This is a genomic window from Streptococcus sp. GMD1S (assembly GCF_000296875.1).
In the GTDB taxonomy this organism is placed as follows: domain Bacteria; phylum Bacillota; class Bacilli; order Lactobacillales; family Streptococcaceae; genus Streptococcus.
Genome location: NZ_AJQY01000008.1, coordinates 22,302 through 43,432, shown reverse-complemented (window position 1 = coordinate 43,432; position 21,131 = coordinate 22,302). Strand labels below are relative to the sequence as shown.

The 21,131-nt window shown below is 42.1% G+C and carries 19 protein-coding genes; 13 read left to right on the top strand and 6 right to left on the bottom strand.

The window, feature by feature from the left end; genetic code table 11:
• The 5 genes from GMD1S_RS02365 to dltD form a co-directional block, all read left to right on the top strand.
• Positions 1 to 1,116, top strand: a 1,116-nt coding sequence (locus GMD1S_RS02365; RefSeq protein WP_000419691.1) for a M20/M25/M40 family metallo-hydrolase, incomplete at its 5' end; no start/stop codon positions are given.
• Positions 1,109 to 2,170, top strand: coding sequence for a methionine ABC transporter ATP-binding protein (locus tag GMD1S_RS02360; RefSeq protein WP_000085691.1), 1,062 nt, complete (start codon positions 1,109 to 1,111; stop codon positions 2,168 to 2,170). The genes GMD1S_RS02365 and GMD1S_RS02360, both read left to right, overlap by 8 nt.
• A 1-nt stretch (position 2,171) precedes the next feature.
• The gene (locus GMD1S_RS02355; protein WP_000137509.1) at positions 2,172 to 2,864 is read left to right on the top strand and encodes a methionine ABC transporter permease; all 693 of its coding nucleotides are present in this window, start codon (positions 2,172 to 2,174) and stop codon (positions 2,862 to 2,864) included.
• A 158-nt stretch (positions 2,865 to 3,022) separates the two neighbouring features.
• A complete protein-coding gene (gene dltB, locus GMD1S_RS02350) occupies positions 3,023 to 4,177 on the top strand; it encodes a D-alanyl-lipoteichoic acid biosynthesis protein DltB (protein WP_001105737.1) in 1,155 nt (384 codons plus the stop codon).
• A 47-nt stretch (positions 4,178 to 4,224) separates the two neighbouring features.
• Entirely contained in the window at positions 4,225 to 5,397 is a 1,173-nt protein-coding gene (dltD, locus tag GMD1S_RS02345) for a D-alanyl-lipoteichoic acid biosynthesis protein DltD (protein ID WP_000593512.1), read from the top strand.
• Positions 5,398 to 5,571: 174 nt separating this feature from the next.
• Here dltD and GMD1S_RS02340 read toward each other — a convergent pair whose 3' ends face one another.
• Complete coding sequence (locus GMD1S_RS02340; protein WP_000739510.1) at positions 5,572 to 6,141, bottom strand: MptD family putative ECF transporter S component; 570 nt, start codon at positions 6,139 to 6,141, stop codon at positions 5,572 to 5,574.
• Positions 6,142 to 6,274: 133 nt separating this feature from the next.
• Between GMD1S_RS02340 and GMD1S_RS02335 the strand changes: the two genes are divergently transcribed.
• The 5 genes from GMD1S_RS02335 to nrdI all read left to right on the top strand — a co-directional run bounded on the left by GMD1S_RS02335 (position 6,275) and on the right by nrdI (position 10,974).
• The gene (locus tag GMD1S_RS02335) at positions 6,275 to 6,889 is read left to right on the top strand and encodes a YesL family protein (RefSeq protein WP_000514461.1); all 615 of its coding nucleotides are present in this window, start codon (positions 6,275 to 6,277) and stop codon (positions 6,887 to 6,889) included.
• Positions 6,867 to 8,537, top strand: a complete 1,671-nt coding sequence (locus tag GMD1S_RS02330; RefSeq protein ID WP_000800572.1) for a sensor histidine kinase — start codon at positions 6,867 to 6,869, stop codon at positions 8,535 to 8,537. Before GMD1S_RS02335 ends, GMD1S_RS02330 begins: the two co-directional genes overlap by 23 nt.
• 11 nt (positions 8,538 to 8,548) lie before the next feature.
• Positions 8,549 to 9,835, top strand: coding sequence for a response regulator transcription factor (locus tag GMD1S_RS02325; RefSeq protein WP_000278921.1), 1,287 nt, complete (start codon positions 8,549 to 8,551; stop codon positions 9,833 to 9,835).
• 58 nt (positions 9,836 to 9,893) lie between these two features.
• Positions 9,894 to 10,427 (top strand): ABC transporter permease, encoded by a 534-nt coding sequence (locus GMD1S_RS02320; protein ID WP_000740038.1) that lies wholly within the window; start codon positions 9,894 to 9,896, stop codon positions 10,425 to 10,427.
• 76 nt (positions 10,428 to 10,503) lie between these two features.
• Positions 10,504 to 10,974 (top strand): class Ib ribonucleoside-diphosphate reductase assembly flavoprotein NrdI, encoded by a 471-nt coding sequence (gene nrdI, locus GMD1S_RS02315; protein ID WP_000724244.1) that lies wholly within the window; start codon positions 10,504 to 10,506, stop codon positions 10,972 to 10,974.
• An 80-nt stretch (positions 10,975 to 11,054) separates the two neighbouring features.
• Here nrdI and GMD1S_RS02310 read toward each other — a convergent pair whose 3' ends face one another.
• From GMD1S_RS02310 to argS, 3 genes are all read right to left on the bottom strand, one after another.
• Positions 11,055 to 12,317 carry an NRAMP family divalent metal transporter gene (locus GMD1S_RS02310; protein ID WP_000084703.1) on the bottom strand — a complete coding sequence of 421 codons (1,263 nt, stop codon included), beginning with the start codon at positions 12,315 to 12,317 and terminating at the stop codon, positions 11,055 to 11,057.
• A 197-nt stretch (positions 12,318 to 12,514) separates the two neighbouring features.
• Entirely contained in the window at positions 12,515 to 12,760 is a 246-nt protein-coding gene (locus GMD1S_RS02305) for a hypothetical protein (protein ID WP_000084866.1), read from the bottom strand.
• Positions 12,761 to 13,094: 334 nt separating this feature from the next.
• The gene (argS, locus tag GMD1S_RS02300) at positions 13,095 to 14,786 is read right to left on the bottom strand and encodes an arginine--tRNA ligase (protein ID WP_001092718.1); all 1,692 of its coding nucleotides are present in this window, start codon (positions 14,784 to 14,786) and stop codon (positions 13,095 to 13,097) included.
• Between the two features lie 154 nt (positions 14,787 to 14,940).
• Between argS and argR the strand changes: the two genes are divergently transcribed.
• Both argR and mutS read left to right on the top strand, forming a co-directional pair.
• On the top strand, positions 14,941 to 15,387 hold the full coding sequence (gene argR / locus GMD1S_RS02295) for an arginine repressor (RefSeq protein ID WP_001231483.1): 447 nt from the start codon (positions 14,941 to 14,943) through the stop codon (positions 15,385 to 15,387).
• A 50-nt stretch (positions 15,388 to 15,437) separates the two neighbouring features.
• Complete coding sequence (gene mutS / locus GMD1S_RS02290; RefSeq protein ID WP_000179928.1) at positions 15,438 to 17,972, top strand: DNA mismatch repair protein MutS; 2,535 nt, start codon at positions 15,438 to 15,440, stop codon at positions 17,970 to 17,972.
• Positions 17,973 to 18,012: 40 nt separating this feature from the next.
• Here the strand turns inward: mutS and GMD1S_RS02285 are convergent, their stop codons facing one another.
• The gene (locus GMD1S_RS02285; protein WP_000743970.1) at positions 18,013 to 18,471 is read right to left on the bottom strand and encodes a DUF3021 domain-containing protein; all 459 of its coding nucleotides are present in this window, start codon (positions 18,469 to 18,471) and stop codon (positions 18,013 to 18,015) included.
• Positions 18,468 to 18,908: a LytTR family DNA-binding domain-containing protein gene (locus GMD1S_RS02280; RefSeq protein ID WP_000861939.1), complete on the bottom strand. Its 441-nt coding sequence runs from the start codon at positions 18,906 to 18,908 to the stop codon at positions 18,468 to 18,470. Before GMD1S_RS02280 ends, GMD1S_RS02285 begins: the two co-directional genes overlap by 4 nt.
• A 208-nt stretch (positions 18,909 to 19,116) precedes the next feature.
• On the opposite strand from GMD1S_RS02280, the gene mutL reads away from it, so the two are divergent.
• Positions 19,117 to 21,066, top strand: a complete 1,950-nt coding sequence (mutL, locus tag GMD1S_RS02275) for a DNA mismatch repair endonuclease MutL (protein ID WP_000078275.1) — start codon at positions 19,117 to 19,119, stop codon at positions 21,064 to 21,066.
• Positions 21,067 to 21,131 lie beyond the last annotated feature (65 nt).

Sequence of the window (21,131 nt, the reverse complement as noted above, 5' to 3'; positions counted from 1 at the left end):
TTCTATAACCACTATGACACTGTACCAGCGGACGGAGATCAGGTGTGGACAGAGAATCCCTTTACGCTTTCGGTCCGCAATGGATTTATGTATGGGCGTGGTGTTGACGACGACAAGGGCCATATCACGGCTCGTTTGAGTGCTCTGAGAAAGTATATGCAGCACCACGATGATCTGCCAGTCAATATCAGCTTTATCATGGAAGGGGCAGAGGAGTCTGCTTCTATGGATTTAGACAAGTATTTAGAGAAACATGCAGACAAACTTCGTGGGGCGGATTTACTAGTCTGGGAACAAGGGACCAAGAACGCCTTGGAACAGCTGGAAATCTCTGGAGGAAACAAGGGCATTGTGACCTTTGATGCCAAGGTAAAAAGTGCGGATGTGGATATCCACTCGAGTTATGGTGGTGTCGTGGAATCAGCTCCATGGTATCTTATCCAGGCTTTAAGTAGCCTACGTGCAGCAGATGGGCGTATCTTAGTAGAAGGCTTGTACGAGGATGTTCAAGAGCCAAATGAACGAGAACTAGCCTTGGTGGATACCTACGCCCAACGCAATCCTGAGGAAATCAGTCGCATTTATGGCTTGGAATTGCCTCTCTTACAAGAGGAACGTGTAGCCTTCCTAAAACGTTTCTTTTTCGAGCCAGCCCTTAATATCGAAGGGATTCAGTCAGGTTATCAAGGGCAAGGGGTTAAAACGATTTTGCCAGCAGAAGCCAGTGCTAAGCTAGAAGTTCGTTTGGTTCCTGGTCTAGAACCGCATGATGTTCTGGAAAAAATTCGGAAACAGCTAGACAAAAATGGCTTTGATAAGGTAGAATTATACTATACCTTGGGAGAGATGAGCTATCGAAGCGATATGAGCGCGCCAGCCATTCTCAACGTAATCGAGTTGGCCAAGAAATTCTATCCACAAGGCGTATCAGTCTTGCCGACCACAGCGGGAACAGGACCTATGCATACGGTCTTTGATGCCCTAGAGGTACCAATGGTGGCCTTCGGTCTAGGAAATGCCAATAGCCGAGATCACGGTGGAGATGAAAATGTGCGAATCGCCGATTACTACACCCATATTGAATTAGTAGAGGAGCTGATTAGAAGCTATGAGTAGAGATATTATCAAGTTAGATCAGATCGATGTGACTTTTCACCAAAAGAAAAGAACCATCACAGCGGTCAAGGATGTGACTATTCACATCCAAGAAGGGGATATCTACGGAATCGTTGGATATTCTGGAGCAGGGAAATCAACCCTTGTACGGGTGATTAACCTCTTGCAAAAACCATCTGCTGGGAAAATTACCATTGATAACGACGTCATTTTTGATGGCAAGGTAACCTTGACGGCAGAGCAGTTGCGTCGCAAACGTCAAGATATCGGGATGATTTTCCAGCATTTCAACCTAATGAGTCAAAAGACAGCAGAGGAAAATGTGGCCTTTGCCCTCAAACATTCTGGACTCAGCAAGGAAGAAAAGAAAGCAAAAGTAGCTAAGTTGTTGGACTTGGTTGGCTTGGCGGATCGTGCTGAAAACTACCCTTCACAACTATCAGGAGGGCAAAAACAGCGTGTAGCCATTGCGCGTGCCTTGGCAAATGATCCGAAAATTTTGATTTCAGACGAGTCAACGTCTGCCCTCGACCCTAAGACAACTAAGCAGATTTTGGCCTTGTTGCAAGATTTGAACCAGAAATTAGGTTTGACGGTTGTCTTGATTACGCATGAAATGCAGATTGTCAAAGACATTGCCAACCGTGTGGCGGTCATGCAGGATGGCCGTTTGATTGAAGAAGGCAGTGTCCTTGAAATCTTCTCAGACCCTAAACAACCTTTGACACAGGACTTTATCTCAACAGCTACAGGTATTGATGAAGCCATGGTCAAGATTGAGAAGCAAGAAATCGTAGAACATTTATCTGAGAACAGTATCTTAGTGCAGCTCAAGTATGCAGGGGCTTCGACAGATGAACCACTTTTGAATGAATTGTACAAACATTACCAAGTAACGGCCAATATCCTCTATGGAAATATCGAAATTCTCGATGGCACTCCTGTCGGAGAATTGGTGGTGGTCTTGTCAGGTGAAAAAGCAGCACTAGCAGGTGCCCAAGATGCCATCCGTCAGGCTGGCGTCCAGTTAAAAGTATTGAAGGGAGGACAGTAAAATGACAGAGTTGATTCAAACTTATCTACCAAATGTCTATAAGATGGGCTGGGCTGGTCAGGCAGGCTGGGGAACAGCCATCTACCTAACTCTTTATATGACAGTTCTTTCCTTCATCATCGGAGGGTTCTTGGGGCTGGTGGCAGGTCTCTTCCTCGTCTTGACAGCGCCAGGCGGTGTCTTGGAAAATAAGGTTATCTTCTGGATTTTAGACAAGATTACCTCTATTTTCCGTGCGGTACCATTTATCATCCTCTTGGCAATCATGTCGCCACTGTCTCACTTGATTGTCAAAACAAGTATCGGGCCAAATGCAGCCCTTGTCCCACTTTCTTTTGCGGTCTTTGCCTTCTTTGCCCGTCAGGTGCAGGTTGTCTTGGCTGAGTTAGATAGTGGTGTCATTGAGGCGGCTCAAGCGAGCGGAGCGACCTTCTGGGACATCGTGGGTGTTTACCTATCAGAAGGTCTTCCAGATTTGATTCGTGTGACGACTGTGACCTTGATTTCCCTTGTTGGGGAAACAGCTATGGCCGGTGCGGTTGGAGCTGGTGGTATTGGTAACGTAGCCATTGCCTATGGATTTAATCGTTACAATCACGATGTGACTATCTTGGCGACCATTATTATCATCTTGATTATCTTTACAATCCAGTTCTTGGGAGATTTCTTGACCAAGAAATTAAGTCATAAATAATGGAAGGAGTTCAACGGGACTCCTTTTTGTTTTCTAACCGAAATGCAAGAAGGATAAAGCTTCTTTTTAGAAATATGCTATAATAAACAAAGGTCCCCAATTAGCAAGTCAGAAACTTTGCTGTAGAAGGGATGATAATGTAAAGGAGTTTGGCTGGTATGAATTATTTCGAGGGGAATGAGTTTTTCCTTCTCTTGTTTGTAGTTTTACTGATTGGTTTTGTGGTAAACTTTTTTGAAAAACGTAAGGACTACTATATTTTGGCCCTCTCCCTCTTATTTGCAGGAGCTATCTATGGTAAGAGTCGAGCGATGATTGTCTATTTGCTCGCCTTTATCGTTTACCAGTATTTTCTGGTTTTTCTAGCACAGCGGATAGAGGCAAAGTGGCTGAAACCACTGGTTTTCCTTTCCATCCTTCCTTTGGTGATCAATAAAGTCTTTGCTCTGACTTCTCTGCATTTGTTGGCCTTTATTGGAATTTCTTACATGTCCTTTAAGACCATTCAGATCATGCTAGAGATATCGGATGGCTTAATCAAAGAAAAAATCAGTGTAAAAGATTATCTACAGTTTTTGCTCTTTTTCCCAACAGTTAGTGCTGGTCCAATTGATCGGAGTAGGAGATTTTTAAAAGAGATAAACGAGGTCATGCCCCGAAAAGAGTATCTAGAATTAGCAGGGGACGGTGTGTATCGTATCGTTCTAGGACTCCTTTACAAGATTGTTTTATCAACCTATGTTTATCAGATGTTACTCGCTCTAAATAATACTGGCACAGTCGTTTACTCAATCAAGTATATGTACCTCTATACCTTGTATCTGTTCTTTGACTTTGCAGGCTATAGTCTAATGGCCGTTGGAAGTAGTAATATTCTAGGTATTCAGACACCGATGAACTTTAACAAACCTTTCTTGAGTGTCGATATCAAGGATTTTTGGACTAGATGGCATATCACCTTGTCGACCTGGTTGAGAGATTTTGTATTTTCAAGAGTATTGATGCAGGTTATCAGGAAAAAATGGTTTAAAAATAGACTACACAATGCAACCTATGCCTATATGATCAATATGTTGGTCATGGGTTTTTGGCATGGTCTCAGTGTTAGCTACATTGTCTATGGTTTTTACCATGGTGTCTTGATGGCTGGATTTGAAGTGTATCAAAAGAAAAGCAATTTTTATAAGAAAAATAAAAACAAAAACTGGTATAAGCTACTAAGTTGGTTTGTGACCATGAATTTGGTTATGATTGGTTTCTTTATCTTTTCAGGTGAACCCTATAAAATCTTACTGACGATTTTAAAGAGATAAGAGATTGAAAAGAAATAGGCTAGATCGAAGGGATAGGATAAAACGAGATGATTAAATTAAAAGCATTTTTACTATCGCTTGTGCTCGTAATTGCGACGCTTGCCCTTTTAAATGTGACGTATGTCAAGAAGATTGATGATTATTATAAAGTCAAGGATAACAGTATTCGTTATAGCACCTCGTATGAAAAGTATAAAAGTAGAGATATTCTAACAAGCAATATCACCCCCAATACACTGGTTCTAATGGGTTCCTCAGAGTTGGTCGCAACGATAAATGAAGACTATCATCCAAATAAAATTTTTAACTACAACGATTTTAATATCATGCAGATTGGGACCAGTTATTCTCAAAACATCATTCAGGCTACGACCTTGGGCTCTATTGAAGGATCAATGAGTAAGCGAAAAGTAGCTATAGTAGAGTCGGTTCAGTGGTTTGAAAAAGATGGGACCCATCAAGATGCCTTTTTGAACAAGGCTTCTCAGGAACATATTTTTCACATGCTAGATAATGATAAGATTAGTAAAGAAACGAAAGAAAAAATAATCAATCGCATTATCGAGATTACCAAAGGAAATAAGCAACAAAATGACATCTACAAAAAATACAAAAGTTATTTCATAGATGGAAAAGGAACTATTGTTGATAAAAAACTATTAGAGTTAGATAACGCGATGTATTCCTTTAAGCTTAAACAGACTTTTTATCAAAAACATGCTAAATCAGATTATCCTTCACTAGGAGACAAAACCCCAGACTATGATTGGGAAAAGATGACGGATCAGTTTGTGGAAGAGGTCAAAAAGAAAACAGACAATAATGACTATGCTGTTGATAATAACTACTACAATACTTACTTAAAAGATCGCTATGCATCGCTGAAAGATTCCAATAAAGATTTGAGCTACCTAGAGTCACCAGAATATTCAGATATGGAACTCTTCTTGACAGTTGCTAAAGAATTGGGCATTGAAGTTGAGGTTATTATTTTCCCAGTAAACGGGAAATGGAATGACTACACTGGTGTCTCAAGAGAGATGCGAGAAAAAACTTATAAAAAAATAGAAGATGTCGCAAAAAGCCATGGTGCAACCGTATTAAACTATGGAAACAGAGAGTATGATGATTACTTTTTATTTGACGTGATGCACGTTGGAGTGAAAGGATGGATGGAAGTTGAAAAAGAACTTTACAAATTTGCAAACCAAGCTAACTAACACACATCGTTTAATCTTGTGGACACTATTTTTCTATACGGTCATCTTGAGCATCGTGATCTACTGTTTTGTGACCGATTTTTCGAATATTCAAGAATTTATCTATAGTGAATTTTAAGATTGTATACAAAAAGGCCCTGGAGCTAGGCATTGCTAGTCTTCAGGGCTTTTACCTTATAGTTTATCAGCTATTTTTTGACTTAGAAATTGCCCAACCACAGCCCCAATCAAGGCACCTAGGAGGATGCTTGAAACAAAGAGAAGGATTTTGTCCAACTCTGGAGCGACCATGATACGGTCAATGTATTCTTGGGATTTCCCACGCGCAAGTAAAGTGGCCACGTAAGCTTTGGGACGGATCCACATGAGAAAGATAGGACCACTTGTGCTAAAAGCAAAGACGAGGAAGGAGAGGGTGTTTTTGATTCGGTCTCTGTAGTTGCCGAGACGAGCGATGGCATCTGCTGCAAGACCACAGGCGAGTCCTGGGAGAAAGGCACCAGCGCCATGCTTGCTAGCTAGGAAGAAAAGTGCCATAAAAAGTCCCAGAGTGGTGATAGCGCCAAAACGAGGGACCTTCGTCAAAAGAAGCATGTAGACACTGCCACCGACAAGGGCAGAAAAGGCCGGCGCGTAGAACATATTGCCTGTTTGATCGACCAGGTGTCCTAGGAAGACTCCAATCCCTACACAGAGAAAGTAGAGGACGGCGGCCAAGAGGGTGGTTAAGATATTTTTCTTCATGAGAATCTCCTTGATGTGAATTAACAAAACCAATTGTATCACGCTTTTTGAGGATTGTAAATGGGAGTTCTAAATTTTTGAAAACGCTTGAAATATGATATAATAGTTACATCGTTAGTTTAAGGAGAGTAGCATGGGAAAGTTTCTAGAATTCGTCTTTAATCGTATCTTTTTGGGAATGATTGCGACGGCTTATTTCTGGCTATTAACACTAGCAGGAGGAGTGGTCTTTGGTTTGGCACCAGCTAGTGCCACCCTGATGAGTTTGTATGCGGAGCATGGTTATACCTATCGAGCCTACCATTTGAAGGAAGCTTGGGAATTGTATAAGAGCAATTTTGTCAAGAGTAATTTGGCTTTCTATAGTTTTGTGTTTGTGGATCTTGTCCTAGTTTATGGTTTGTATCTTCTAGTTCAATTGCCCCACCAGACGATTTTCCACCTTTTGGCGACCTTTCTCAACGTCCTTGTAGTTGCTCTTGTCTTTCTAGCCTACACTGTTTCCTTGAAACTTCAGGTGTACTTTGATTTATCCTACCAAAATACCTTGAAACTGTCCCTTATCGGGATTTTTATGAGCTTACCTGCGATTGCCAAGGTTTTACTCGGGACGACTCTCCTTGTAGGAGTTGGTTATTATATGCCTGCCTTGCTCTTTTTTGTAGGAATTGGAATGTGGCATTTCTTTATCAGTGATATGTTGGAACCTATTTATGAAAGTATCCATGAAAAATTGGCGACAAAATAGAATGAAGCAGTTTTGGCTTCACTCTCTTTTACGGATTTATAGTTTGGTTATGATCGTGGTCATTGCCAGTTTTGCGATTATGCTATCGTATGCTGACTGGGACTCGCGTGAGAAAGAGGCCCAACGGGTTGCAGAACGTGTGACCACTCGGACAGTGAGTGAAGTGGAATACTATCACAGAGAGTCAACCCAACTTGCTCAGTCTTTGGTTGAAAATCAGGCCCGCATCGAAGGGATTTACAAGTATTTCAGTCTCAGCACACCAGACTATTTCTATTGGCAATTAGAGCGTAAAACTTCGCCTTATATCTCGGTTTCCCTGTATGAAAATATTGATGACCTCTATGTTCGGAATGATTTTGTGACTGGAGTGGCTATTGTTCTTCAGGACTACAAGGAAGTATATGTTTCGACTAGAGAAAAACGCAGTGGAGAGAAAGTTCCTGCGGAGGATTTTAAGCCAACAGCCAATAGTTTTGCTATTCCTGTTTCTGATCCTGTGTCTGACAAGGATTTAGGAGTGATCTATATCTCTCTATCCCCAGATGTTTTACATGGAGCTATTGACAATACTCGGGGTCATATCCCAATGGCTGTAACAGTAACTTCGCCTTTTGAGACTGAGATGTTCCATATTGGGGAGAAGGTCTCAGCCGAGCGAGAAAACTGGTTTGTGGGTGTCACCTCTCATGGTTATCAGGTTCGAGTTGCTGTTCCTAAAAATTTTGTTCTTACAGGAACTTTGACGAGTTCAGCTGTCACTATTGGGCTAAGTATTCTCTTTATCATCATTTTGTACGTGACCCTTAGACAGACTTTCTCAAATTACCAAAAGCAGGTCGTAGACCTAGTAGATTCGATCGAGGTGATTGCTCAAGGAGAAGAAGGCCTTCGAATCGATACCTCTGAAAAAGACCAAGAGTTGCTTCTCATTGCAGAAACAACCAATGATATGTTGGACCGCCTGGAAAAAAATATCCATGATATCTATCAGCTAGAGCTCAGTCAAAAAGATGCCAATATGCGAGCCCTGCAGGCTCAAATCAATCCTCACTTTATGTACAATACTCTGGAGTTTTTACGGATGTATGCCGTCATGCAAAGTCAGGATGAACTGGCAGATATTATCTATGAATTTAGTAGCTTGTTACGCAACAATATCTCTGACGAGCGGGAAACGACCTTGAAGCAGGAGTTGGAATTTTGCCGAAAATATAGCTATCTCTGCATGGTGCGTTATCCTAAATCCATTGCCTATGGTTTCAAGATTGCACCAGAATTGGAAGAAATGAGGATTCCAAAATTTACACTCCAACCATTGGTAGAAAACTACTTTGCCCATGGTGTTGACCATCGCAGAACGGATAATGTCATCAGTATCAAAGCCTTGAAGGGCCAAGGCTTCGTTGAAATCCTAGTGGAAGACAATGGTCGAGGAATGCCCGCTGAGAAACTAGCTAGCTTGCAAGAAAAATTAGCTCAACGAAGTTTTGAACACGAGGCAAGCTATAGTGGGGAGCGGCAATCAATTGGAATAGTAAATGTACACGAACGCTTTGTTCTCTACTTTGGGGATCGCTACCAAATCAGTGTAGAGTCAGCTGAGCAAGAAGGTGTTCGTTACCATATCACTATCCAGGATGAATAGAAAGGGTAGAAATGTATAAAGTTTTATTAGTAGACGATGAGTACATGGTGACAGAGGGGCTCAAGCGATTAATCCCCTTTGAAAAATGGGATATGCAAGTCGTCGCAACAGCTAATCACGCAGATGATGCTTTGGACTATGTTAAGAAAAATCCAGTAGATGTGGTCATTTCCGATGTCAACATGCCAGATAAGACCGGACTTGAGATGATTAGGGAAATGAAAGAGCTACTTCCAGATACCTATTATATCTTGCTGTCTGGTTATCAGGAGTTTGAGTACGTTAAAAAAGCCATGAACCTTAGTGTCGTGGATTATCTGGTCAAGCCAGTAGACAAGGTGGAGTTGGGCAATTTATTAGAAAAAATTGCGCAGCAGCTTCAGGAAAAGGTGGAACAAAGTCAGACCCTCAGTCAAGAATTGGATGAGACAGGATTTACGAACTACCTGTCAGGTAAAGACAGCTGGTGGATTGGTCTATCCAAGGAAAAGCAGGGTTCTTTTACCATTCCTTACTATGTTTTGGGGCAAGACTGGCAGATTTTCATCTCTGATCAACCGCTCGATGGCATCGTCGTGACACCATTTGAAGCACCCTACCAGCAGTCCTTTGAGAATTGGAAGATCAACGCTGAAAAAGCCCTCTTCTACGGTTCAGTTAATCTAGAAAAATCCGAGAGTTTGTTTGCCTATTACGAGCCGATTTATCGGGTGATTATCCAAGGGAATATCAATCAAATCATCGAAGAATTAACCTTGCTAGAGAAGGTCGTCTTGGAGAATACCCCGCGCGTGGCTATCACGAAGCAGCTCTTTACCCAGTTTGTCATGGATGTCTTTCATTTGTTTGAACACCTAAAAGCAGATGATATGACCGAGATTGTCAAAGCTATCCATGCCATTAACACCTTTGAAGAATTGGTTGCCTATATCAAAGAAACCTTGACCAAGTTCTTTGGCCAGTATCGCATGAATGAAAATGTGGTGAGCGTTCTGGAGGTGATTGGGCGTGATTATCAGAAAGAGCTCTCACTTAAGGATATTAGCAAGGATCTCTTTATCAATCCTGTCTATCTCGGTCAGCTGATCAAGAGGGAAACCAACTCAACCTTTGCGGAATTGCTCAATAAACAGAGAATTAAGGCAGCGCAGCAACTCTTACTGTCGACCAGTGATAGCATCGAAGATATTTGCTATGCAGTTGGCTATAGTAATGTTGGATATTTCTATAAGGTTTTCCGTAAATTGTGCGGAAAATCACCGAAAGCTTATCGGAAACAAGTTGAAACTAGCTTGTAAAAGTTGTATTCCTGTACAAAAAATGCTATAATGTTCAAAATATCTTTTGGAGGAAAACATGAAAAAGAATCCTATTTATCTTTGGGTTTTGTTAGTCTTATCAGCCCTCATTTCATCTATGTCATTATTTGGAATCTTGAGTCCATTGCCAAGTAAAGATGTGCTTCGTGCTAGCCTGGCGAATAGCGGGACGCTTACTGCTCAGCAATTAGAAGACACAGTCAACTATACTTACCAAGTAACAGCGTCATCGCACTCTATTTTTAATACGTTGTTGATTGTTTTATCTGCAATTTTAGTTGTAGTAGCCTTTGTATTTCTAGTACGTAAAAATGTGCAATTCGCAAACTATGCTTATATTGGCTATGTTCTACTAGCGATTGTTGGTTTGGTTTATAGCTATATGAATGTTCAAGATGCGGTTCAATTAATCAAAGATTCTACCCTCGGCCTAGGAATGGGAGCATTTGCACAAGGAACGAATATTTTGTTCATCATTATCAATGTTCTCTTTTTAGCCTTAGTCTTTTACAAGATGTGGCGCCAACAAAAAGATTTGGCCGAAGAAGTCGAAGCAGAAGAAGTTGCCTAAGTATTGACAAAAAAGGACTATCAAGTTACAATCTTGTTAGTTCTTTTTAAATCGTAAACAAAAAATCGAGGTCAACATGAAAAAAATATCCCTAGTGTATATCAGTCTGAGTGGGAATACAGAGAGTTTTGTAACCCGACTCAAGGACTATCTCTTGTCTCAGTATGAGGGAATTGAGGTCCAAAAAATCCATATCAAGGATTTGGTCAAGGAAGGCCAAGAATTCTTTGAAATGGAACATCCCTATGTCGCTTTCTTGCCGACCTATCTGGAAGGTGGAAATGGTGTCGATAACGGCGATGTTGAGATTCTAACGACTCCAGTGGGCGACTTTATCGCTTATGGAGACAATGCTAGTAAGTGTTTTGGGGTAGTGGGATCTGGTAATCGCAATTTTAACAATCAATACTGCCTAACAGCCAAGCAGTACAGCCAGCGTTTTGGTTTCCCCGTTCTAGCAGATTTTGAAATGAGAGGCATGCTGGGAGATATTAAAAAAGTCGCAGCAATCATTGCAGACTTGTATGAGTTAGAGACAGAAAAATAAAGTAGTACTGAGGGGCAGTTGAGATTTTCAACTGCTTTTGAGTATGCAAAAAGCACCCTGTCAGGGTGCCATTTTATAAACTATCCTGCTTTTCCGATGGCAAGTGCATAGATAAAGAAGATAGCGAAGCCAAAGAGGAAAATCAATCCTGCGATAGCGAGGAGTTTTAGCCAAGAAGGAAGATTTTTATTCTCACGTGTCACCAATACATAGTTCAAAAGAGCGAAGAATGGTGTTGTCAGGAAAGAACCGATCATGGCAAAGCGAAGCATGGTGGAAACTTGACCAGCAAAGAATTTAATAATTACGATACCAATGATAGCGGTAATGGTCATCCAGATGTTCAAAGATTTGCGAGAATCCTCTTTTTGACGAATCAAGAGTCGCAGCGATTCCTGATTGACACGAGAGTAGCCATCGATAACGGTGATGACCGTTCCAAAGATACAGAGAAAGGCGATAAAGGTGATCAAATAACGGGACCATTCTCCAAGAACAGAGGCATACATACCCACAAATTGAGAAATGTACTTGGCTGAAGCTGCTTCAACTGCTTGTCCTGTAGGATACTGAATCAGTGCTCCTAGTGCCACGAAGAATACAGCTAGGATAGCAGTTCCAATGTAACCAACGTTAAAGTCGAAAAGGGCGTCCGCTGTATTAAAGTTGACGGTCTTTTTCTTTTCAGCAGACCAGAGTGAATTGACGGCTGAAATTTCAATAGGGGCAGGCATCCATCCTAAGAGGGAAACGATAAAAGGGAGTGCCGCCATTTGCCAAGGTGTCTTTTCGACAAAATCAGAGCTGTATTCTGGATGTTTAATTGCTGCAATGATAACTGCAAGAACAGTTGCAATGGTCAAAGCAGACATGATCCATTTTGCCATACCATCTAATAGTTTGTAGCCACCAAAGAGTAGCATGGCCCAAATGACTGCAACAAGGATAAGGGACCACTGAGTGATGCTAAGTCCAATCATTGGGAAGGCGCTAGCGATGATGGCTGAGCAAAGGATAGCGACTCCAGCTGTATTAACCATAGCAGAGAAGACATTGAGGACAAAGAAAATCCAGAGATAGATTTTTCCTTTTTCAGCATAGCCTTCTACCAAGGTTTTACCAGTGTCGGCAGTATATTCGGCACCAAAACGGAAAAATGGATATTTAAAAACATTGGCCAAGATAACCAAGAGGAGTAGTGACCACCCATAAGAACCACCAGCTTGAGTAGAGGATACAATGTGAGAACCTCCAACGGCAGCAGAAGCCATTAGGATTCCTGGCCCCATTGCCTTTAGTTTGCTTGCCCAGGTTGACTGGTTTGATAACGTAACTTGTGACATAATAAACACTCCTATTTTTGAATTTTCAGAATAATCTGAATAGATAGCTACTATTCTACAAAAATCTTAAAGGAAATGCAAGACCATTTTGAAAAAATATAGAAAATTACAGAAAACTTTACATGCATTAATGAAATTTCTCCAAGGAGAATATGGTAAGCCTAAAAAATCCGAGAAGAAAGCTTCTCGGATTTTGATTATTTCAATTGATCTGTGACGTCTTTTGAGAGCAACATTCCCAGACGGTAAGTTTTATTGATATGTGCAATGACATCATTGATATTTTCAGTCGTGTGAATTTTCTCTTTGATGTCAGACCTAAATGTCTCGTCCTTCAAAAGTTGCTCTTGGTAGAGTCTTTGAAGTCTTTCCTTCTCGTACTTATTGAGCAGAAAAAGGAAAACCAAGCTAAGTACAACGAGGATATAAGCATATTGGCTCATAAGGAATCTCCCAGTGTGATAAAGAAATAGTAAAAGTGAATAAATTGTTTCATTGAAATGCTACAATGCCGAACACAATATAAATGTTATTTTGCCTCAATCTTTCAGATTGCTTTCAAGTAATTTAAAAGATTACGACATGAGCCTAACCAAATCGATATTATTTGGTCTGGTGAATTAGTAAAGCGTTTGGGCAACTCGTACTGGTTACGACGTAAAGAAACATAAATCGACAATATTTATGTTTCTTTACTAGTGAAGCGCCTAGCCAAAGTCCGAATAGGATTTGGCGTTAGTTACTTAGATTGCTTTGCAATCAAGTAACTTTGGCGATTTACATCTTCTCTGGCGCTTCTACTCCGAGCAAACGAAGGGCTTCTTTGAGGACCACTGCGGTTGCGTAGCTGAGTGCTAGACGACTGTCGCGCTCAGGACTTTCATCTAGGATACGTGTATGTGCATAATATTTGTTAAAGGCTTGAGCCAGACTAATCGCAAATTTCGCAATGATAGAAGGTTCAAAGTTATCTGCTGCACGATTGATAATACGTGGAAAGTCTTGGAGTAGTTTTATGATTTCCCAGCTTTCAGCATCATTCAGGCTGTAGTTGCCAACTGTATCTGGCTTGAAATCGGCTTTGCGCAAGATAGATTGGATACGAGCGTAGGCGTATTGAACGTAAGGTCCAGTTTCCCCTTCAAAGGATACCATAGCTTCAAGGTCGAAGTCATATCCATTTGTACGGTCGGTCTTAAGATCATAGAACTTGATAGCCCCAACTCCAACAGCGTGGGCAGCCTGGTCTTTATTTTCTAACTCAGGATTTTTCGCTTCGATTTGGGCTTTGGCACGACTAACAGCCTCAGCGATAGTCGGTTCTAGCAAGATGACATTTCCTTTACGGGTAGAGAGTTTTTTCCCTTCTTTTGTTACCAATCCAAACGGAACATGGACAATGTCTTGGCTCCAATCGTAGCCCATCTCTTGTAGTACTGCCTTGAGTTGTTTGAAGTGGGCAGATTGCTCTTGACCAACAACATAGATGGATTTTGCAAATTGGTATTCCTTTTTACGGTAAAGGGCTGCAGCCAAGTCTCGTGTGATATAGAGAGTTGCACCATCAGATTTTTTGATAAGGGCTGGGTGTTCAATTCCATATTTCTCAAGATTGACAACTTGGGCTCCCTCTGACTCAACAAGAAGTCCTTTTTCAGCGAGAATATCTACAACAGCATCCATCTTATCGTTGTAGAAGGCTTCTCCGTTGTAGCTGTCAAATTCAACTTGTAATTCATTGTAAAGGCGGTTGAATTCCACTAAACTTTCATCACGGAACCATTGCCAGAGAGCGAGGGCTTCCTCATCTCCATTTTCCAGTTTGCGGAACCATTCGCGTGCTTCTTCATCCAAGCTAGGGTCTTTTTCAGCTTCAGCATTGATGCGAACGTAGAGTTTAAGAAGTTCATCGATTGGATGCGCTTTAACGGCTTCCTCATTTCCCCATTTCTTGTAGGCAACGATCAACATTCCAAACTGTTTGCCCCAGTCTCCTAGGTGGTTGACCTTGACCGTTTGATAACCGATTTTTTGAAAAATATGTGATAAGCTATCTCCGATAACTGTTGAACGCAAGTGCCCAATAGAGAATGGTTTTGCGATATTGGGACTAGACATATCGATAACGATATTTTCTTGCTTGCCAATGGTTTGGTCAGCATAGTGCTCTTTTTCAGTGATAACATCCTGTAATACCTGAGCCGAAATAGCCGATTTATCAAGGAAAAAGTTGACGTAAGGTCCAGTAGCAACAACCTTTTCAAAGGCTTGACTATTGATTTTTTCAGCAATATCTGCTGCAATCATTTGAGGAGCTTTACGCTCGACCTTTGCTAGAGAAAAGGCAGGGAAGGCGATATCTCCCATTTCTGAGTTTTTAGGTGTTTCCAGTAAATTTAAAATAGCCTCTTGGTCCAGGCTATCAATGACGCTAGCCAACTCGCTAGCAATCAATTCTTTTGTATTCATAAGGGCTCCTTTTGGGCTTTTTTACTATTTTAACACAATTTACTACATTTTTTGAGAAAGAAAAGAATTTTTTTGAATTATCTAGTTTTTTTGGTATAATGTAGTTATAAAATAAATGTAAAACTTGTTATAAATATTCACTTAAGAGGATAATATGAGAAAAAGAGAACGGCATCAGTTGATTAAAAAGATGATCACCGAAGAAAAACTTGGGACACAAAAAGAGATTCAAGATCGTTTAGAAGCTCGTAATGTTTATGTGACACAAACGACTTTGTCACGTGATTTGCGTGAAATCGGCTTGACCAAGGTTAAGAAAAATGATATGGTGTATTATGTACTAGCAAATGAGACAGATAAGATTGATTTAGTTGAGTTTTTGTCTCATCATTTAGAAGGTGTTGCAAGAGCAGAGTTCACCTTGGTACTTCATACCAAACTTGGGGAAGCTGCAGTCTTAGCAAACATTGTAGATGCAAACAAGGATGAATGGATTTTAGGAACGGTTGCTGGTGCTAATACCTTATTGGTTATTTGTCGAGACCAGCACGTTGCCAAGCTGATGGAAGATCGTTTGCTAGATTTGATGAAAGATAAATAAGGTCTTGGGAGTTGCTCTCAAGACTTATTTTTAGCAAGGAGAGACGGAAAATGGCAACAGAAAAGCTATCACCCGGCATGCAACAGTATGTGGATATTAAGAAACAATACCCAGATGCTTTTTTGCTTTTTCGAATGGGTGATTTTTACGAGTTGTTCTATGAAGATGCAATTAATGCAGCGCAGATTTTAGAAATTTCCTTAACAAGTCGGAATAAAAATGCAGAAAATCCGATACCCATGGCGGGTGTCCCCTATCATTCTGCCCAGCAGTATATCGATGTTCTGATTGAGCAGGGCTATAAGGTAGCCATAGCCGAGCAGATGGAAGATCCCAAACAAGCAGTTGGTGTTGTCAAGCGAGAGGTGGTCCAGGTCATCACACCTGGAACGGTCGTTGATAGCAGTAAGCCGGATAGTCAGAATAATTTCTTGGTTTCCTTAGATTGTGATGGCAATCAATTTGGTCTGGCTTATATGGATTTGGTGACGGGTGACTTTTATGTGACAGGTCTATTAGATTTCACGTTGGTTTGTGGGGAAATCCGTAATCTCAAGGCTCGAGAAGTGGTGCTGGGTTATGACTTGTCTGAGGAAGAAGAACAAATCCTCAGCCGTCAGATGAATCTGGTGCTTTCTTATGAGAAGGAAGGCTTTGAGGATATTCATTTACTGGATCCACGACTGGCAGCTGTGGAGCAAGCGGCAGCTAGTAAGCTCCTCCAGTATGTTCACCGTACCCAGATGCGAGAATTGAACCATCTCAAACCAGTTATCCACTATGAAATTAAAGATTTCTTGCAGATGGATTATGCGACCAAGGCTAGTCTGGATTTGGTTGAGAATGCCCGTTCAGGCAAGAAGCAGGGGAGTCTTTTCTGGCTTTTGGATGAAACCAAAACAGCTATGGGCATGCGGCTCTTGCGCTCTTGGATCCATCGTCCCTTGATTGATAAGGAACGAATCGTCCAACGTCAAGAGGTGGTGCAGGTCTTTCTTGACCACTTCTTTGAGCGTAGTGATTTGACAGACAGTCTCAAGGGTGTTTATGACATCGAACGTTTGGCTAGTCGGGTTTCTTTTGGCAAGACCAATCCAAAGGATCTCTTGCAACTGGCGACTACCTTATCTAGTGTGCCACGGATTCGAGCGATTTTAGAAGGCATGGAGCAGCCTGCTCTAGCCTATCTCATCGCACAGCTGGATGCCATTCCGGAGTTGGAGAGCTTGATTAGTGCTGCGATTGCTCCTGAAGCTCCTCACGTGATTACGGAAGGTGGTATTATCCGGACTGGATTTGATGAAACCTTGGATAAATACCGTCGAGTGCTCAGAGAAGGGACCAGTTGGATTGCTGAGATTGAGGCTAAGGAGCGAGAAAACTCTGGTATCAGCACGCTTAAGATTGACTACAATAAAAAGGATGGCTACTATTTCCATGTGACTAATTCGCAACTGGGAAATGTGCCAGCCCACTTTTTCCGCAAGGCGACGTTGAAAAATTCGGAACGCTTTGGTACCGAGGAATTAGCCCGTATCGAGGGAGATATGCTGGAGGCGCGCGAGAAGTCAGCCAACCTAGAATATGAAATCTTTATGCGTATCCGTGAGGAAGTCAGCAAGTACATCCAGCGTTTGCAGGCTCTAGCCCAAGGAATTGCAACGGTTGATGTCTTGCAAAGTCTAGCAGTTGTGGCTGAAACCCAGCATTTGATCCGACCTGAGTTTGGAGACGATTCACAAATTGATATCCAGAAAGGGCGCCATGCTGTCGTCGAAAAGGTCATGGGAGCTCAGACCTATATTCCAAATAGTATCCAGATGGCAGAAGATACGAGTATTCAGCTAATTACAGGGCCCAACATGAGTGGGAAATCAACATACATGCGCCAGTTAGCCATGACTGCGGTTATGGCCCAGCTGGGTTCTTATGTGCCGGCAGAAAGCGCCCATTTGCCTATCTTCGATACTATCTTTACCCGTATCGGAGCAGCAGATGACTTGGTTTCAGGTCAATCAACCTTTATGGTGGAGATGATGGAGGCCAACAATGCCATTTCGCATGCGACCAAGGATTCCTTGATTCTCTTTGATGAATTGGGACGCGGAACTGCAACTTATGACGGAATGGCTCTGGCCCAATCCATCATCGAATACATCCATGAACATATCGGAGCCAAAACTCTCTTTGCGACCCACTACCATGAGTTGACCAGTCTGGAGTCCAGCTTGGAACACTTGGTCAATGTCCACGTGGCAACCTTAGAACAGGATGGACAGGTCACCTTCCTTCACAAGATCGAACCAGGACCAGCTGACAAATCCTATGGTATCCACGTTGCTAAGATTGCTGGCTTGCCAGCAGAACTTTTAGCAAGGGCGGATAAGATATTGACTCAACTGGAGAATCAAGGGACGGAAAGTCCTGCTCCCATGAGACAAACAAGCGCTGTTACTGAACAGATGTCACTCTTTGACGCGCCTGCAGAGCATCCTATCCTAGCAGAATTAGCTAAACTGGATGTATACAATATGACACCGATGCAGGCTATGAATGTCTTGGTCGAGCTCAAACAAAAGTTATAAAAAAATCCCACTCACATTTTTGTGAGTGGGATTTTCTCTATTACTTTTTATGGGCCAAGAGTTGATTGATGTGGTCTACTTTTTTAGCTTCTCTTTTATAGAGAATAGTCCAGATGATGAGGTAGACAATCGCAAACTCTGGAATAAGCTGGAGATAGAAGGTCCAGTGGAAGGGGAACCAACCAGCCAGAGTTGCTAGTGGAACAAAGCCAGCCAGCATGAGGAAGAAATGGGAAAGTGTGGCACGGAGCAAGCTCCAGTCACGGCTGAATAAACGACTGCCAAAGCTAAAGAGAACACCGATAGCTGACCAGATGACCATACAGTAGAGCAAGACTAGAGCACCGTGAACCTGATGTTGAGCCATCGCTTGGCCGATAAGAGACTCGGGGCTTAGTGGGGCATAGGTATTTGGTGCATAAATGAGTGAAAAGAGGATAGAGAGGATGAGGCCGATAAGTACACCAGCGGCTGCATCGTGAAAGATTTGTTTTTTCATAGTTCTAATTTCTCCTTGATGGTTTTTAGGTAACGGCGTGAAGAGTAGGTGAAGCTTTCGTTTTTGAGAAAGATTTCGACCAGGCCGTTGGGGGTTAGTTTGAGATGAGAGATAGCGTCAATATTAACGATTTCAGATTGGGAAATTTGGATAAAAGTGGTCGGCAGAATGTCAAGCACTTGATAGAGCCGAAAATCAATGGTATAGGTCTGAGATGCAGTTTCTGCTAGAACCTTCCGATTCTCGATATAGAAGCGTTGTATCTTACCAATCTTAACTAGATAGACCTGATCATCAATCTTTCCTTTGATTGTTTCTTTTTGGTCAAGATTTTCTGCGAACTCGATGACTTTTTGGACTTTTTCGGTCGGCTGAGGTGCTTGGATAATCAGCTTTTCCTCCTCGTAAGTCTCCTTAATCTGTAGTTCTACTTTCATAAATTTCCCTCCTTTTCAGTTATACAAGGTTGTGATCACTTCCTGTACACCTTTATTAAACACTATTTTACGACCCCTAGCAAGAGCTTTTGCCTATGTGGACAGATTTGGAGTCTATGTGGTATTTGCTTTTTCTGATAGTATCTGAAATATGGTATAATAGCACTAATCAATTTCTAGGAAAATAGATACAGAAAGGGGCTGAAAGATGTCTCAAATTATTGAATTGCCAGAGGTGCTGGCAAACCAGATCGCAGCAGGAGAGGTTATTGAACGTCCTGCCAGTGTGGTCAAAGAGTTGGTAGAAAATGCCATTGACGCGGGCTCAAGTCAGATTATCATTGAGATTGAGGAAGCTGGTCTTAAGAAGATTCAAATCACAGATAATGGTCATGGAATTGCCCACGATGAGGTGGAGTTGGCCCTGCGTCGACATGCGACCAGTAAGATAAAAAATCAAGCAGACCTCTTTCGGATTCGGACACTCGGTTTTCGTGGTGAAGCCCTGCCTTCTATCGCTTCTGTCAGTGTGCTGACTCTGTTGACAGCGGTGGATGGTGCGAGTCATGGGACTAAGCTCGTTGCGCGTGGGGGTGAAGTTGAGGAAGTCATTCCAGCGACTAGTCCTGTGGGGACCAAGGTTTGTGCGGAGGACCTCTTTTTCAACACACCTGCCCGCCTCAAGTATATGAAGAGCCAGCAAGCTGAGCTGTCTCATATCATTGATATTGTCAACCGTCTGGGATTGGCTCATCCCGAGATTTCTTTTAGTTTAATCAGTGATGGCAAGGAAATGACGCGGACAGCAGGGACTGGTCAACTGCGTCAAGCCATCGCAGGGATTTACGGTTTGGTGAGTGCTAAGAAGATGATTGAAATTGAGAACTCTGACTTAGATTTCGAAATTACAGGTTTTGTGTCTCTGCCTGAGTTAACCCGAGCAAATCGCAACTATATCAGCCTCTTCATCAATGGCCGTTATATCAAGAACTTTCTACTCAACCGTGCTATTCTTGACGGTTATGGAAGCAAGCTCATGGTAGGGCGTTTTCCACTGGCTGTCATTCACATCCATATTGATCCTTATTTGGCAGATGTCAATGTGCATCCGACCAAGCAAGAAGTGCGGATTTCTAAGGAAAGAGAACTGATGGCGCTGCTTTCAGAGGCTATTTCAAATAGTCTCAAGGAACAAGCCTTGATACCTGATGCTTTAGAAAATCTTGCCAAGTCGACCGTTCGTAATCGTCAAAAGGTAGAGCAGACCATTCTCCCACTCAAAGAAAATACGCTTTACTATGAACAAACAGAAGTAACAAGACCGACTCAAGTTGAGGTTTCAGACCATCAAGTAGGCTTGACTGAAGAAAGACAGGATTTAACCCTGTTTGCCAAGGAAACCTTGGACCAGTTGACCAAGCCTGCAAAACTGCATTTTGCAGAGAGAAAGCCAGCTAGCTATGACCAACTAGACCATCCAGAGTTGGACCTTGCTAGTCTCGATAAAGCCTATGATAAGCTGGAGCGAGAAGAATCATCAAGCTTTCCAGAATTGGAATTTTTCGGACAGATGCACGGGACTTATCTCTTTGCCCAGGGGCGAGATGGACTCTATATCATTGACCAGCATGCAGCTCAGGAGCGGGTTAAGTACGAGGAATACCGTGAAAGCATCGGCAATGTTGACCAGAGTCAGCAGCAACTCTTAGTGCCCTACATCTTTGAATTTCCTGCGGATGATGCCCTTCGTCTTAGAGAAAGAATGCCTCTCCTAGAGGAAGTAGGTGTTTTTCTAGCAGAGTATGGAGAAAATCAATTTATCCTGCGTGAACATCCTATTTGGATGGCCGAAGAGGAAATCGAATCTGGTATCTATGAGATGTGCGATATGCTCCTCTTAACTAAAGAAGTTTCGATCAAGAAATACCGAGCAGAGCTGGCTATCATGATGTCCTGCAAGCGGTCGATCAAGGCCAATCACCGTATCGATGACCATTCAGCCAGACAGCTCCTTTATCAGCTTTCTCAATGTGATAACCCCTACAACTGTCCACACGGACGTCCCGTTTTGGTGCATTTTACCAAGTCAGATATGGAAAAAATGTTCCGACGCATTCAGGAAAATCATACGAGTCTTCGTGAGTTGGGGAAATATTAAGAACACAAAAAGCCTTTGTTCCTTTTGAACAAGGCTTTTTAGTTTTTCTAAGGTGGGAACTTGAT

Excerpts from the sequence above, each read along its gene's own strand:
- dltB (WP_001105737.1), top strand. The coding sequence starts at position 3,023 with ATGAATTATTTCGAGGGGAATGAGTTTTTCCTTCTCTTGTTTGTAGTT.
- mutS (WP_000179928.1), top strand. The coding sequence starts at position 15,438 with ATGGCAACAGAAAAGCTATCACCCGGCATGCAACAGTATGTGGATATT.
- GMD1S_RS02360 (WP_000085691.1), top strand. The coding sequence starts at position 1,109 with ATGAGTAGAGATATTATCAAGTTAGATCAGATCGATGTGACTTTTCAC.
- dltD (WP_000593512.1), top strand. The coding sequence starts at position 4,225 with ATGATTAAATTAAAAGCATTTTTACTATCGCTTGTGCTCGTAATTGCG.
- argR (WP_001231483.1), top strand. The coding sequence starts at position 14,941 with ATGAGAAAAAGAGAACGGCATCAGTTGATTAAAAAGATGATCACCGAA.
- GMD1S_RS02325 (WP_000278921.1), top strand. The coding sequence starts at position 8,549 with ATGTATAAAGTTTTATTAGTAGACGATGAGTACATGGTGACAGAGGGG.
- argS (WP_001092718.1), bottom strand. The coding sequence starts at position 14,786 with ATGAATACAAAAGAATTGATTGCTAGCGAGTTGGCTAGCGTCATTGAT.
- GMD1S_RS02335 (WP_000514461.1), top strand. The coding sequence starts at position 6,275 with ATGGGAAAGTTTCTAGAATTCGTCTTTAATCGTATCTTTTTGGGAATG.
- GMD1S_RS02340 (WP_000739510.1), bottom strand. The coding sequence starts at position 6,141 with ATGAAGAAAAATATCTTAACCACCCTCTTGGCCGCCGTCCTCTACTTT.
- nrdI (WP_000724244.1), top strand. The coding sequence starts at position 10,504 with ATGAAAAAAATATCCCTAGTGTATATCAGTCTGAGTGGGAATACAGAG.
- GMD1S_RS02330 (WP_000800572.1), top strand. The coding sequence starts at position 6,867 with ATGAAAAATTGGCGACAAAATAGAATGAAGCAGTTTTGGCTTCACTCT.
- GMD1S_RS02320 (WP_000740038.1), top strand. The coding sequence starts at position 9,894 with ATGAAAAAGAATCCTATTTATCTTTGGGTTTTGTTAGTCTTATCAGCC.
- GMD1S_RS02310 (WP_000084703.1), bottom strand. The coding sequence starts at position 12,317 with ATGTCACAAGTTACGTTATCAAACCAGTCAACCTGGGCAAGCAAACTA.
- GMD1S_RS02280 (WP_000861939.1), bottom strand. The coding sequence starts at position 18,908 with ATGAAAGTAGAACTACAGATTAAGGAGACTTACGAGGAGGAAAAGCTG.
- GMD1S_RS02355 (WP_000137509.1), top strand. The coding sequence starts at position 2,172 with ATGACAGAGTTGATTCAAACTTATCTACCAAATGTCTATAAGATGGGC.
- GMD1S_RS02285 (WP_000743970.1), bottom strand. The coding sequence starts at position 18,471 with ATGAAAAAACAAATCTTTCACGATGCAGCCGCTGGTGTACTTATCGGC.
- mutL (WP_000078275.1), top strand. The coding sequence starts at position 19,117 with ATGTCTCAAATTATTGAATTGCCAGAGGTGCTGGCAAACCAGATCGCA.
- GMD1S_RS02305 (WP_000084866.1), bottom strand. The coding sequence starts at position 12,760 with ATGAGCCAATATGCTTATATCCTCGTTGTACTTAGCTTGGTTTTCCTT.